12 protein-coding genes are annotated in these 14,020 nt (G+C 57.6%); 7 read left to right on the top strand and 5 right to left on the bottom strand.

The genetic code is table 11. From position 1 onward, the window contains the following. Window positions 1-29: 29 nt before the first annotated feature. From ACIQT8_RS23625 to ACIQT8_RS23645, 5 genes are all read right to left on the bottom strand, one after another. Window positions 30-1,007 carry an ABC transporter permease gene (locus ACIQT8_RS23625; RefSeq protein WP_262527337.1) on the bottom strand — a complete coding sequence of 326 codons (978 nt, stop codon included), beginning with the start codon at window positions 1,005-1,007 and terminating at the stop codon, window positions 30-32. Then, a complete protein-coding gene (locus ACIQT8_RS23630; RefSeq protein WP_400970509.1) occupies window positions 997-2,499 on the bottom strand; it encodes a sugar ABC transporter ATP-binding protein in 1,503 nt (500 codons plus the stop codon). Before ACIQT8_RS23630 ends, ACIQT8_RS23625 begins: the two co-directional genes overlap by 11 nt. Window positions 2,500-2,678: 179 nt before the next feature. Further along, window positions 2,679-3,584, bottom strand: coding sequence for an ABC transporter substrate-binding protein (locus tag ACIQT8_RS23635; protein WP_138792297.1), 906 nt, complete (start codon window positions 3,582-3,584; stop codon window positions 2,679-2,681). A 98-nt stretch (window positions 3,585-3,682) separates the two neighbouring features. Then, window positions 3,683-4,567 carry an AraC family transcriptional regulator gene (locus ACIQT8_RS23640; protein ID WP_262527339.1) on the bottom strand — a complete coding sequence of 295 codons (885 nt, stop codon included), beginning with the start codon at window positions 4,565-4,567 and terminating at the stop codon, window positions 3,683-3,685. 499 nt (window positions 4,568-5,066) lie between these two features. After that, on the bottom strand, window positions 5,067-6,104 hold the full coding sequence (locus ACIQT8_RS23645) for an NAD(P)-dependent alcohol dehydrogenase (protein ID WP_262527340.1): 1,038 nt from the start codon (window positions 6,102-6,104) through the stop codon (window positions 5,067-5,069). A gap of 536 nt (window positions 6,105-6,640) precedes the next feature. On the opposite strand from ACIQT8_RS23645, the gene ACIQT8_RS23650 reads away from it, so the two are divergent. From ACIQT8_RS23650 to ACIQT8_RS23680, 7 genes are all read left to right on the top strand, one after another. After that, complete coding sequence (locus ACIQT8_RS23650; RefSeq protein WP_400970515.1) at window positions 6,641-7,819, top strand: PotD/PotF family extracellular solute-binding protein; 1,179 nt, start codon at window positions 6,641-6,643, stop codon at window positions 7,817-7,819. Window positions 7,820-7,887: 68 nt separating this feature from the next. Continuing rightward, window positions 7,888-8,967 carry an ABC transporter ATP-binding protein gene (locus ACIQT8_RS23655; protein ID WP_262527342.1) on the top strand — a complete coding sequence of 360 codons (1,080 nt, stop codon included), beginning with the start codon at window positions 7,888-7,890 and terminating at the stop codon, window positions 8,965-8,967. Continuing rightward, window positions 8,964-9,890 carry an ABC transporter permease gene (locus ACIQT8_RS23660; protein WP_400970518.1) on the top strand — a complete coding sequence of 309 codons (927 nt, stop codon included), beginning with the start codon at window positions 8,964-8,966 and terminating at the stop codon, window positions 9,888-9,890. The genes ACIQT8_RS23655 and ACIQT8_RS23660 overlap by 4 nt, the downstream gene beginning before the upstream one ends. Further along, window positions 9,890-10,693 carry an ABC transporter permease gene (locus ACIQT8_RS23665; protein WP_138792291.1) on the top strand — a complete coding sequence of 268 codons (804 nt, stop codon included), beginning with the start codon at window positions 9,890-9,892 and terminating at the stop codon, window positions 10,691-10,693. The genes ACIQT8_RS23660 and ACIQT8_RS23665 overlap by 1 nt, the downstream gene beginning before the upstream one ends. A 10-nt stretch (window positions 10,694-10,703) precedes the next feature. Beyond that, a complete protein-coding gene (locus ACIQT8_RS23670; protein WP_400970522.1) occupies window positions 10,704-12,236 on the top strand; it encodes an amidohydrolase family protein in 1,533 nt (510 codons plus the stop codon). 2 nt (window positions 12,237-12,238) lie between these two features. Continuing rightward, complete coding sequence (locus tag ACIQT8_RS23675) at window positions 12,239-13,576, top strand: thymidine phosphorylase (protein WP_400970525.1); 1,338 nt, start codon at window positions 12,239-12,241, stop codon at window positions 13,574-13,576. Window positions 13,577-13,588: 12 nt separating this feature from the next. Beyond that, window positions 13,589-14,011, top strand: a complete 423-nt coding sequence (locus ACIQT8_RS23680; RefSeq protein ID WP_400970528.1) for a VOC family protein — start codon at window positions 13,589-13,591, stop codon at window positions 14,009-14,011. Window positions 14,012-14,020: the final 9 nt, after the last annotated feature.

Raw genomic sequence — 14,020 nt, forward strand, 5'->3', positions numbered from 1 at the left:
TCCTGTTTTGGAAAGATTCCGGGGCTGGCTCAACGCCACTCGCGCCCGATATAGATGGCCAGCAGGATGATGCCGCCCTTGATGACGTCCTGCAGGTAAGGGTTGATGCCCATGAGGTTGAGGCCGTTGTTGAGGATGCCAAGCAGCACCGCACCAATCAGCGTGCCCAGGATCAGGCCACGGCCACCGGCGATCGCCGTACCGCCAAGCACGACTGCCGCAATGGCATCGAGCTCGAAGCCGACACCGGCATTCGGCTGACCGCTCATCAGACGACCGATCAGGATCATTGCGGCAATTGCCGAGGTGAAACCGGAAATACCGTAAACCGCCAGCTTCACACGGCGTGTCTTGACGCCGGAGAGACGCGCGGCATTTTCATTGCCGCCGAGTGCGTAGACATGCCGGCCGAAAGCCGTGCGCTGCAGAAGCACCCAAGCAAGGGCGTAAACAACGACCATGATGACGACTGGCACCGGGATGACACCAATGCGGCCAACGCCAAACCAGGAAATCCAGCTTGGAATGCCACTGACCGGATAACCGCCGGAATAGATGAGGCCGAGACCGCGCGCCATGCCCATGGTTGCCAGTGTCACGATGATCGCAGGCATCTTGCCCCAGGCGACCAGCACACCATTGATCAGACCAATACCCAGGCCGATGAACAGGCCGATCACCAGTGCCAGTTCAGCAGGCAGGCCCGATTTGACCATCAGACCGGCACTCAAGGTGCCAACCAGAGCCATAACAGCGCCAACAGACAGATCGATACCGCCCGTCAGGATTACGAAGGTCATGCCTACGGCGAGGATGCCGACGACCGAGACCTGACGCAGCACGTTCATGATGTTGCCGAGGCTGAAGAAGTTATCGCTTGCAAGCGACATCAGCACGGAAACGACGATGAGGCCGATCAGCGGCAGGGCCAGCGGTGATTGCAGCACGCGCAGAATGTTCAGCCCGCCGGACTTACCGGCGGCTTCGGTGTTTGCATCATACGACATGTTCAACTCTCCCCGTCGTTGCGTGGGTCATTATTGTTTCGGAATTGACGTCTTCGCCCTGAACGGTTGCGACGATCCCGCCGGAGCGGAACACGCAGACACGGTCGGACATGCCGATCACTTCGGGCAGTTCAGACGAAATCATGATGATCGAGTAACCCTTGGCGGTGAATTCGCGCATCAGGGCGTAAATCTCGGCCTTGGCGCCAACATCGATGCCGCGCGTCGGCTCGTCGAAAATCAGCACCTGCATGTCATGGTTCAGCCAGCGGGCAATGACCACTTTCTGCTGGTTGCCACCGGAAAGCGTGTCGACCCTTGCCAGCGGCCCCTGAGCCTTGACGCGCACCTGACCCATGGCAGTGCGCGTGCAGTCCATTTCTTTCTTCAGATCGATGAACCAGTGGTTCTTGCGATATTTGCCATAATTGTTGAGCGAGATGTTCTGCAGGATCGAGAAGCTGGTGATCAGTCCCTCGTCCTTGCGGCTCTCCGGCAAGAGACCGATGCCATTTTCAAGTCCCTCATCGGGACCGGAAATGCGTTTCTCCACGCCATTCAGACGGATCTTGCAGCGTGCTGCAGAATAGGCGCCGAGCATGGCGAGGACGGTTTCCGTGCGACCCGAACCGACAAGACCGGCAAAGCCCAGGATTTCGCCCTTGCGTAGTGCAAACCGCGAAATAGGCCCGCCTTTCTTGAGCTGAATTTCCTCAGCCTCGATGACGACCGGCAGGGCCGGATCGAGTGCTGGCTTGGGCGGAAAGCTGTTTTCGATGCGGCGACCGACCATCATTTCGACCAGCCGGTCGTTATCGACGTCCGATACTGCGCAGGAACCGATGAACTCGCCATCGCGCAATACAGTGATGCGGTCGCAGATCTCGAAGATTTCTTCCAGATGGTGCGAAATGAAGATGATCGCGACGCCCTGCTTGCGCAGTTCGCGCATGACCTTGAACAGATGCTCGACTTCCGAGGGTGTCAGCGTCGCGGTCGGCTCGTCCAGCACGAGGATGCGCGCATCCAGCGACAGAGCCTTGGCGATTTCGACAAACTGCTGTTCGGCGACCGACAGGCGATGAACCGGCACGTCGAGCGGCACATCGACGGACAGCCTGCCCATGATCTCGGCGGCGCGCTGACGCATGGCCTTGCGATTAAGGAGACCAAAGGCACCGCGCATCTCGCGGGCGAGGAACATGTTGTCCACCGCATTCAGATAGGGGATCAGGCTGAATTCCTGAAAGACGATGCCGATACCGGCCGCGATCGCCTCATCGTAATTGGCAAACTGATGGGAGACACCTTCGATATGTATCTCGCCTTCAGACGGCTTGATGATGCCGCAGAGAATTTTCATCAAGGTCGACTTGCCAGCGCCGTTCTCGCCGAGAAGCGCATGAACTTCGCCCGCACGGACGTCGAGATCAACGCCGTGCAGGACCTCGATCTTGCCGAAACTCTTTTTTATTCCGTTCAGCTTCAGCATTTCGCCCTCCTGAATGGTTCGGACCTAGAGGGCGGTGCGTCCTGATGGACGGTCGCAGGCCGCTCTAACGTATTTTACATCTACGCATCGCGCATCATCACGACTGATCGTGTTTCTGCGCGATGCGATAGGGTGCTCCGCCCCCAGTCAAGGACCGAGGACGGAGCTGGGAGGAACTGTTACCAGCTGAAATCAGCGGCGTTTTTGCTGTCCACGACCATAACGTCGATCGGAACTTCCTTCGGCACGACGCGAGCGCCCCACTTCTGGGCAAGCGCCATGGCAAGGCCGACGCGAACCTGGTCACGCGGGAACTGAGCCGTGGTCTGGATGAAAGGCGTGCCGTCAGCAATGGCCTTGACCGCTTCCGGTGCACCATCAACCGAGGTCAGCTTGATGTCCTTGCCGGAACCCTGAATAGCGGCCATGGCGCCCATTGCACCACCGTCGTTGACCGAGAAGATGCCGGCCAGGTTCGGGTGCGACTGGATCATGTTTTCCACGACGCCGAGAGCAACCGAGCGGTCCTGACGACCGTTCTGGGTGTCGACGAGCTTGATCTCAGGGAATTCAGCGAGTGCTGCCTTGCAACCTTCAACACGCTGCAGGATCGGAACAACCGGAATGCCGTCGAGGATCGCAACTTCGCCCTTGCCGCCGAGCGTGTCACCCAGGTACTTGCACGACATGTAACCGGCGTCGCGGTTCTTGGAACCAACGAAGGTATCGACCGGGCCATTGGCGTTTGCGTCAACAGCAACAACGGTTACACCGGCAGCCTTTGCGGCATGGACGGCGGCCTCGATGCCGGCGCTATCGGTCGGGTTGAGAAGCAGAATGTCGATCTTCTGCTGCAGCATGTCTTCAACGTCGGAAATCTGCTTTGCCACGTCGTGACCGGCGTCAGTTACGACAACATCCGCACCGATGCTGGCGGCAGCTTCTTTCAGCGCTTCCTGCATGGAAACGAAATAGGGGTTGTTCAACTCCTGAAAGGTCATGCCGATCTTGAGCTTGTCCTGGGCAACGGCAGGAGCGGCGATCAGGGCCAATGCGACGGAAGCTGTAAGAAGAGACAATTTCATGTAATTTCCTCCCTTGGGATAATTGCGGACAGCACGTGTCCGTTTCCGGATGGCGCCATGCCGCCCGAATTGGTTGAAATCAGTGGTGTCGTGTCATGTTACTCCGCCATGACGAACGCCTTTTGGGCCGCGAATGTCGTGCGGAATTGGGATGGGGACATTCCCTTGAACTTCAGGAAATGCCGGTTGAAATTCGAAAGGTTCGAGAACCCGACATCGTAGCAGATTTCTGCAACCTTTACGTCCTGATCGGTGAGCAGCATCTGGCAGGCGAGATCGATCCGCAACTGATTGCGATAACGCACCAGGGTCGTTCCGGTATGGCGCTTGAAGGCGCGGGAAAACGCACTCTGGCTTTGCCCGACCATTTCGGCCAACTCGCCCTCCTCGATCTGCTCGGTCAGATGCTCACGCAGATGGGACAAGGCGCGGTTGATGCCGCTGTCGCCAATGCCCGTCAGATCAAGCTCGAAGCTAAGGCTCGCCAGAACTTCATAATGCGGCGCATTGACCAGGAGATCGAGAATTTCCCAGAACAGTGCGAGGCGCGCCATACCCTGCGCCTCCAGCAACCGCTCCATCACCGGGCGCACCTTGGCGCTGGTTTCCTCATCGAACAGCAGACCCCGGCGGCTGCGCTCAAGCAGCGGACGAAGCGCGTCCATTTCCGGCATCGACGAGCAGGCATCCTCGATGAATGGCTCGGGAAACTGGATAACCAGAGAGCGGGCAGGCACAACCTCGCCGGGCTCGATCTCGCTGATCCAGTTCTGCGGCAGGTTGGGGCCCGTCATGATGAGCTGGCCTGGGCCAAAGCTGCCGACGAAGTCGCCGATATAGAACGTGCCTGATGTCGCTACTACGAGGTGGATTTCATATTCGGGATGGTAATGCCAACGCACCGTGCGGAACGGATAGCCATGCCGCCAGGCAGCGAAGGATTCGCCCTTGCGTATATGGACAAGTTCCAGATCGGGTTGCATTGACGTCCTCTCCCTTTGCACGCTGGCCCATCAAAGGGCTGGGCGTCTGGCTCCTCGTTCCAAGCACCGCCCCGGCGTTGGCAGAAACCATAGGGCCGCCGCCGATCCATGATCCACATCACCGCGGAATAAATACTGATACTTTTTTGACTCATTCATGCCGGAAATTGAAGAGTGCGCCATTTGCAACATTTCGGCCAAATGCCGCAAAGCAACCGAAAATACTGCAATGCAGCAGTATTTCAACGCTGATAAAGCGATTCACAAGCGATTTTAGAGACTTGATAGCTCAGTTTTGATGATTCTGAATTTTTCGTGATGTCGCGAAGCGGGCAGAAAAGACTTGTACTTTTCGCATAATCTCATGCGCTTTTCGTATCGGCACACCGTAAGGTAGCGGAAATTGCGCCTGGCATCTCGATGCGGTTGCGGCGCGGCAATATTGCGGCCGGATATTGAAGGTGCCGCCGTCGCGCGACAGCGACACCCAATTCTTGTTTTACTGCGGCATGACGATTTGCAGTTTGACGTCTGTCTCACGCGCTTCCACAGCCCGGTCGAAACCGGCAATGCTGTCATCAAACGCGATGGTCGCAGAAATCAATGGCTTCAGATCGACCTTTCCGGACGCGATGAGCGCAACGGCGCGGTCATAGACGTTGGCGTAACGGAAAACGGTTTCGAGACGCAGTTCCTTTGCCTGCAGCCCGACGATATCGACCGGCACCGGATCAACCGGCATACCGACCAGCACGATAGCACCACCCGGACGAGCAAGCTTTGCCATGCCGAGGATTGCAGGGGCCGCACCGGAGCACTCGAAGACAACATCGCAACCCCAGCCGTCAGTGATTTCGGCCACCGCGTCGGGCAACGAACGCTCGCGAATATTGACGGTCTCAATGCCGTCATATGCGCCAATGATATCCAGTTTGGGCTGAGCGAGATCGGCAACGATGACCTTGGCGCAACCGCCGGCCAATGCGGCAAGCGCAACCATCATCCCGATCGGGCCGGCACCGGTCACCACGGCGACATCACCTGGCTGGATACGGGCACGAAGTGCCGCCTGCATGCCAATCGCAAAAGGCTCGACCATGGCGCCTTCGGCAAACGAAACATTGTCCGGCAGCTTGTAGGTAAATGCGGCAGGATGGATAACTTCAGGCGTCAGGCAACCATGCACTGGCGGCGTTGCCCAGAACGTGACGGCCGGGTCAACGTTATAGATGCCGAGCTTTGCAGCACGCGAAGTCGGATCAGGAATGCCGGGCTCCATGCACACGCGATCGCCAACCTTGAGATGCGAAACCTCTGAGCCGGTCTCGATGATCGTGCCGGACGCCTCGTGGCCCAGCACCATCGGCGCGTTGACGATGAAGTGGCCGATCTTGCCGTGCGTATAATAATGCACGTCCGAACCGCAGATTCCGACCGTGTGGGTGCGAATGCGCACATCCTTCGGGCCCAGCGTTGCCGGAATATCGAAATCTCTGAGCGACAGCTTGCCTTTTTCTTCCAGAACCAGCGCTTTCATCGCATCCTCCTTCTGTTCCAAAATGCCGATGATGTTTCGGAGAAAGGTGATGAAGGAGAGTGTTGGGCAAAGTAAATAGAAATTCACGTCAGCAGTTGCTTTTCTTTGTGTGCAGGAAAAAGCGTATCAGGGAATGAAGCCCTTTCCTTCCAGTCCAGCCGCTTTTGCACATACTCGAGCAAAAACTGGCATGCACGATTCGACGAATTCAAAGGCAATCAACGCATAGCCGTACCATCGTGACACCCCGGATCTGAGGCGCAAAAGCCGGTATTGTCCCCATCGCTCTCATTTATGCCGGCGAACGAAAGTTCGCATCCGTTCGTAGGCCCGGAAAAGTTCGCTGACCGGGCAATGGCGCCCATCAGCGGCTGCCTAATCTAGTGACAAAAATTGACCATATGGTCAGTTTTTAATCCCGGCAACTCCATGTATCGCATTACAAAATAGCGGAAGCCGTAAAATGCGCGTATTTTGAAATGGCACGGATCTTGCTGCCTCACTGGTGATGCAAACAACGCCATCAGGGGAACGACATGACAAGCAAGACATCGTTGCAGGACGAAACAGTCCCTTCCACCACGGCCGGAATTTCGCGCCGCAAGCTTCTGGGTACGGCTGCTGCCGGCGCGACGGCCGCCGCCTTTGGCAACTTCACCATTTTCTCGCGACAGGCGCAGGCCGCCGAGCCGCTGCGCGTTCTTTGCTGGCCAGGCTATGAAGAGCGCGACGTCATCGCCGAGTTCGAAGACCTCCACAAGACGAAGGTAGAGTTCAAGATCTACATCGGCGGCGAGCAGATGCTGCAGTTTTTCGCCCAGACCCCGCCCGGCACTTTCGATGCCATCATTTCCGATGCCGAATATGTCCAGAAGCTGAAAGCCAACAAGGCGATCGAAGCCTACAAGACCGACAGCTTCAAGGAACTGGCCAACTACCACCCCAAGTTCCGCGACTTCGCGCCAACCAAGGGCGAAACAGAAGGCACGGTTTACGGTATTCCGACCCGCTTCTCTTTCTATGGCATTTCCTACAACACCGACGAAATGTCGGCAGAGGAAGCTGCAGACTGGAATTCGTTGCTCAACCCGAAATATGAAGGGAAGATCGGCATGTTCGACTGGTACCTGCCGAACCTCGGCAATGCCAGCCTTGCCGTTAATCCGGCGAACCAGACACCTTACGCCATCACTGACGGCCAGCTTGCGCAGGTCAAGGAATTCCTGACCAAGCTGCGGCCGCAAATCGGCATGTTCGGCTCCTCCAACCAGCCGATCGCCCAGGCCATGCTGGCTGGCGACATCGTGGCTTCGCCAACGGGTGACCTCGACATTGATCTGAAACTCGCCGGTTACGACAATTTCTCTTCGACCATTCCAAAGCAGGGCGGCATCCGCTGGCAGGAAGTCGCCTGCGTTTGCACGGCCTCCAAGAACAAGGAACTGGCAATGCAATGGGTCGACTACATGACGTCGCCCAAAGTCCAGTCGAAGCTCGTCTACACCAAAGCGTTCAAGGCTCGTGGCCCGAACATGAAGATTGTCGATCATTGGGATGAAGACCAAAAGAAGCTGCTCTCTTATGTTCCCGACCCGGAAAACCCCGGCAAGATGCTGGTCGAAACGCTGATCGACCGATCCATGCCGCGTGGGCTGCCGTCCAACCAGCCGGAACAGGCCTGGATCGACATCTTCAACGAATTCAAGACGGCCTGAGCCTGCTCACGCTTCGAACACATGCGCTCCCGGCTGTTCCGGGAGTGCCCTTCTTTGCAGGATGAACCATGACCGCATCGCCTCCCGACCTGGAACTTCTGTCGATTACCAAGCGCTTCAACGACTTCGTTGCGGTGGATTCCATCAATCTGAGGGTCGGCCGGGGTGAATTCGTGGCCATCATGGGCCCATCCGGATGCGGAAAAACCACGCTTCTGCGCATCATGGCTGGATTGGAGACATCGTCTTCCGGCCAGCTTCACATCCGCGGCAAAGATGTCTCGGACGTGCCCGTCAATCTCCGTTCGACCCGTCTCGTCTGGCAGAATTACGCTTTGTTTCCGCATCTCGACGTTGCGGGCAACATCGCCTTTGGCCTGACGCTGAAAGCCCATGACAAAGCGATTGTGGCGGGTAAGGTCAAGGCGATGGCGGACCTTGTCGGGCTTTCCGACTTTCTTGGACGGAAGGTCAGCCAACTTTCCGGTGGGCAGAAACAGCGTGTGGCACTCGCACGCGCGCTTGTGACTGAACCCGAAATCCTGCTTCTCGATGAGCCGCTTTCGGCACTCGACGCCCATCTGAGAATACGCATGCAGGGCGAGCTGCGTCGTATCCAGCAGCAACTCGGCATGGCATTCATCTACGTGACCCACAATCAGATCGAAGCCTTCTCCATGGCAGACCGGGTGGTTGTCATGAACAAGGGCAGGATCGAACAGATCGACAAACCCGAGGAGATGTATGCCCGTCCGAAAACCGAGTTCGTTGCCCGCTTTGTGGGCACCAATAACCTCTTTGCCGGTCGTGTGCAGGATGTGTCGTCCCGTCATGTGACTGTTCATTGCGGCCATGGACAGGTCGTGGTCGCCACAGATGACCCACCACCCGTTGGCGCCTCCGTTTTTGTCGTGGTTCAGGCAGACAAGCTGACCCCCGCACCCACCGGAACACCTGGCGAGAACCGGCTGGACGCCACCATGCGCGGCCGGGAATATGCCGGGTCTCACAATGTCTATCTGCTCGATCTCGTGGACGGCACGGAAGTCAAAATGACCGTGCAACATATATTGCCCGGTGAAATCAACACGCCGGTAACCGCGTGGTTTGCGCCTGAGAATGCCTCCCTGATCAGAGGTACCGCATGAGCCTGACGGACACTCAAAACCCGAAGCGGCTGAGGACGCCCAATGACAGCCCCCTCAAAGTCCTGTTTTTGGCACCGCTTGCCATCTGGCTGACACTCCTTTTTCTGCTGCCATTGTTCTTTCTTTTGTGGATCGGCTTCTGGCGCGTGGAGAATTTCCAGGCCATTCCGGACGTCTCATTCGCCAACTATGCCGAGATTTTTTCGAGCTTCTTTTCGCGCTCTCGGTACGGACTTGCCCTTGCCCAATCGCTCTGGGTAGCCGTTACCACAGCTTGTTTTGCGGTCATTCTTTCTTATCTCGTGGCGCTTTCAATTGCCTTTGCCGTGCCGATGCGCTGGCAGAGGCTGGCATTGCTTCTGGCTATCGCGCCTTTCTGGTCGAGCTACGTGCTGCGTCTTTATGCCTGGCAGACCATTCTATCGCGCAACGGGGTCATCAACTCGGTGCTCAAGCAGGTCGGTCTTTCCGACTACCGGATCGAGATCATCTATACGCAGATTGCCACCCGCATCGGCCTCATCCACTATCTGGCACCAATCCTGATTGTCATTCTTTATGTCAGTATCCTGGCAATCGACAGGGTGCTGATCGAGGCCGCAAGGGAACTTGGAGCCACTCGCTGGCAGGCTTTCACCCGTGTCATTCTCCCGCTTTCGAGATTCGGTCTGATGACGGCGGCAAGTTTTGCGGTGATCGTTGGGCTTGGCGATGCACTCTCCGGCAACCTGCTCGGCGGCGGGACAGGCGCATCCATCATCGGCAAACTACCAACTTATGCGTCGATGATCATGTCCGACTATTCGAGTTCGACCAATCTCCCACGAACATCCGCGCTCGCCACCATTCTGATCGCCGTCATGGTGCTGGCGCTTGGCATCGGCATTTTCATGGCCGAACGCGCCCGCAGGAGGGTTAGCTGATGCGTGGCAATCCCTGGATTTTCCTTGGCAGAGTGTGGCTTGGTCTTGCCTACGCCTTCATGTTCCTGCCGCTGGTAGTGCTTGTTCTCTTCTCATTTCAGAAGAACCGATTTCCCGGATTTCCGCTGCAGGGCTGGACGCTGCAATGGTATGACAAGCTGTTTACCGACGGTACATTGATCAGGGCGCTTGGCAACACGCTGATCGTATCACCGGCGGCCGCGACGGTTGCGACTGCCATCGCCTTCTTTGCGGCTTACGCATTCAACCGCTTCACATTCCGCGGCAAGACCACCTTTCTGGCACTTGTCACGCTGCCCATCCTCATTCCGCCGCTCATTCTTGGCGTTGGTTTCCTCGGGCTTCTGGCACGTTTGCATCTTTCCGGAACGCTGTTTTCAGTCTTCCTCACCCACGTCGTTCTGATCACCGCGCCAGCCCTTGCAATCATCCAGCTTCGGTTGTCGCAGATGCCGCCCTCACTCGAAGAAGCAGCCTGGGATCTTGGCGCGACCGAATGGCAGGCTGTCACGAAGGTCGTCCTGCCTTTCGCGCTGCCCGGTATTTTCGGCGCCTGGCTCCTTGCGTTCACCTTCTCCTTCGACGAGTTCATCATCGCCTGGTTCGTCTCGGGTTTTCAGCCGACATTGCCAGTCGCGATCTATTCCGTGCTCGTCGCGGCAATCGATCCGTCACTGAATGCCATTGGCACAATCGTCTTTGCCATATCCTGCCTTGTCCTCATCGGCCTCGAACTCGTGCTGTTGCCCCTGCTCGTCGGCCGGTCGGACAATCACTCCTGAAAGACACCGCATGACGCTTCTTTTCCGCAACGCCACCATTCTTGCCATGGACACAGCCAACGGTGTCGCGCCCTTTACCGGCGACCTTCTGATCGAGGGTGACAGCATCACCGCCATTGGCAAGAACCTGGCAGCCCCTGGAGGCGCACGCACGATTGACGCTCGTGGCAAGCTCCTCATGCCCGGGCTGGTCAACGCACATCTGCATTCGTCCGAGACCTTTTTCAAAGGCCGTTACCAGGGCATGCCGCTCGAAGTGTGGATGCTTTACTCCTACCCGATCGTGATGAAGGGACCAATTTCTGAGCGGCTTCTCTACCTGCGCAGCCTCTTGACGGCGATGGAAAGCCTGAAGGCGGGGGTAACGACACTGGTCGACGACTTTTTCGATCCACCCGCCTTCGACATCAACCGGCTGAAGCGCGTATTCGATGCGTATGACGATGCCGGTATCCGAGCCAATGTCTCTCACTGCGTCATCGACAAACATGTCTTCGACACCATGCCCTATCTCAGAGATCTGATACCGGCGGATTTACAAGGAGAGGTTCAGGGACCTTCGATTAGCGTCGATGACTACATGTCCTATAGTCGCGAGGTACTCGCCTCCCAGCACGGTCGAGCCGGCAGGCTCGGTTACATGGTCTCCGCCTCGGCACCCCAGCGCTGCTCGGTGGAGATGATGCAGGCATGCGTGTCGCTTGCCCGGGAATATGGGGTCCCATACCACACCCATGTTCTCGAAACGAAAACACAAGCGGTGACCGGACCCGAATTCTACGGCAAGAGCCTGATCGGCTACATGGACGATATCGGCATTCTCACTCCAAACACGACGATTGCCCATTCCATATGGGTCAGCGATGCAGATATGGCGTTGATGGGGGCGGCGGGCTGCTCGATCGCGCACAACGCGATTTCCAACCTCAAGCTCGGGTCAGGCATAGCGCCCATCCGCCGTCTGCTTGATGCCGGCGTTCACGTCGGACTTGGTACAGACGGACTTTCCAGCAACGACACCGCCCGCATCTTCGAGGTCATGCGTTTTGCGGCTCTGCTGCATGATATCGCGGCACCCGATACCGAACGCTGGATAAGCGCCGCAGACATCTTGCACTCGGCGACCATCACCGGTGCCCGCACCGCAATGCTGGACAAGACAGTCGGCTCACTGGAAGTCGGCAAGAAGGCCGATCTGTTGATGCTCGACATCTCTGGCTACGACTACATGCCCATGAACCGGCTGGATCATCATCTCGTCTATTGCGAAAATGGCTCCAACATCCGGATGGTCGTCGTCAACGGCGAAGTCGTCGTCGAAGACAACAGATTGCTCACGGTGAACGAGGCCGACGTGTTTGCCGAGTTGCAGGAACTTCTGCCCGGTTATCTTGCTGAACATGCCGAACTGGAGGCGCTGAACGCCCGCTTCGAGCCATATATGAGAGCCATGTATCGCCGCGCCACGGAGCAGGATATCGGCATGAACCGATACCAGGGCGACATGCCGCTTTGGCCCGGTCTCAACAGCCGCGCGGGGTAATCATGTCGGTATTTCTTCCCGCACAAATCATTCGCGCAAAGCGAAACGGCGGCCAGCTGTTGCCCGCCGAGATCGAGCGTTTTGTCGTCGGCATCGGCAAAGGTGAGGTGTCGGAGGCCCAGATCGGCGCCTTTATCATGGCGGCATTTCTGAATGGTCTGACGCCTGAAGAAACCGCGGCACTCACGCTTGCGATGCGCGATTCCGGAGAGGTCGTCGATTGGTCTGAAACGGGCATTGCCCCGGAAAAGATAATCGACAAACATTCAAGCGGCGGAACGGGTGACGAGAAGGTCAGCCTTATCCTCGCGCCGTTGGTGGCCGCCTGCGGCATCCATATGCCAATGATCTCCGCACGGGGTTTGGGACATACAGGCGGGGAGGTCGATCTGATGGAAGCGATCCCCGGTTGCGACATTGCCCCGCCCACCGGTCTCTTCTGCAAAGCCGTCGCCAACGCCGGTTCCGCCATCATAGGACCGACGCCAACGCTGGCACCTGCAGATGCCGCGATCTACTATGTTCGGGACGTGACGGCGACGGTGGAATCGGTGCCGCTCATCACATCGTCGATCCTGTCGAAGAAACTGGCCGCTGGAATTTCGGGCCTCGTAATGAGCGTCAATTACGGGTCCGGCGCGTTCATGGAAACCGTTGCAGACGCGGAAGGTCTGGCATCCAGCCTGATCGACGTCGCTCGTCTGAGCGGACTTTCGATGGTAACCCTCCTCGTCGACATGGACGAGGTCATGGGCGACACTATCGGGAGCCGCCTGCAGATCCGCGAGGCAATCGATTTTCTTTCGGCCATCCGGCAAGAACCGCGCATGCGCGCCTTGGTGATGGAATTGTCGGCCGAAATCCTCGTCATGGGTGGTATCGCCGCCTCGGATTTCGACGCCCGCCAACTCCTTGAGACAAAACTGGCCGACGGCTCGGCGCTTCTCAGCTTTTCCAGAATGATCGAAGCACTTGGCGGTCCATCCGACCTTGTTTCCAATCCTGACCGGCACTTCCTGCCGTGCCCCGTCATTGCGTCTGTCAGCGCTGTCTCGGACGGTTATGTGGAGCGGGTCGATGCTTTTGCCGTAGGCCTTGCGATGGTGGGACTTGGCGCAGGCCGTAAAGTGGCCAGCGATGCCCTCGACCACGATGTCGGCCTGACCGGCATCGTTCATGTCGGCGATCACGTCACCGCTGGCGCACCGCTTTGTACGCTTCACTGCCGCTCAAAGGCAGAGTTCGACCATGCCGCCGACGCCATTCGCGCGGCAATCGGCATCTCGCCCCATCCCCAAAATCGCCGTCCGGTTATGACCGGCCGCCGTTCGACATCATAAGGAACTCCATTCATGCCGTTTGCCCAGGATCATGCGATCACCGATGTCTGCGTGCTGGTGAAGGATACACAGCGCTCGATCGACTTTTATGTCGGCAAGCTCGGTTTTACCCTCAATCGTCGCGCCGATGGCTTTGTCGAGTTCACCGGTGCCGGACTGACGCTGGCATGCTGGGAACTCGATCATCTAAGCGAGTACACTGGCGTTGCAAATGCCAAGGCGGAAGGCCCGCACAAGGTCTGTATTGCCGTTCGTGTGCCCTCGCCTGCCGCCGTTGATGCGGCGTATCAAGAACTGATGGAAAAGGGTGTGCCCTTTTACAGCGAACCAGCCGACTATGTCTGGAATGCACGCGGCGCCTACTTCATCGGGCCAGATGACGAATTGTGGGAAATCTACGCCTGGAAGGATGGCGGCTCAGTCGGAAACTACTGAGCCGGCAAA

Origin of the sequence: Agrobacterium sp. NPDC090273, assembly GCF_044772305.1 — a bacterium.
In the GTDB taxonomy this organism is placed as follows: domain Bacteria; phylum Pseudomonadota; class Alphaproteobacteria; order Rhizobiales; family Rhizobiaceae; genus Agrobacterium.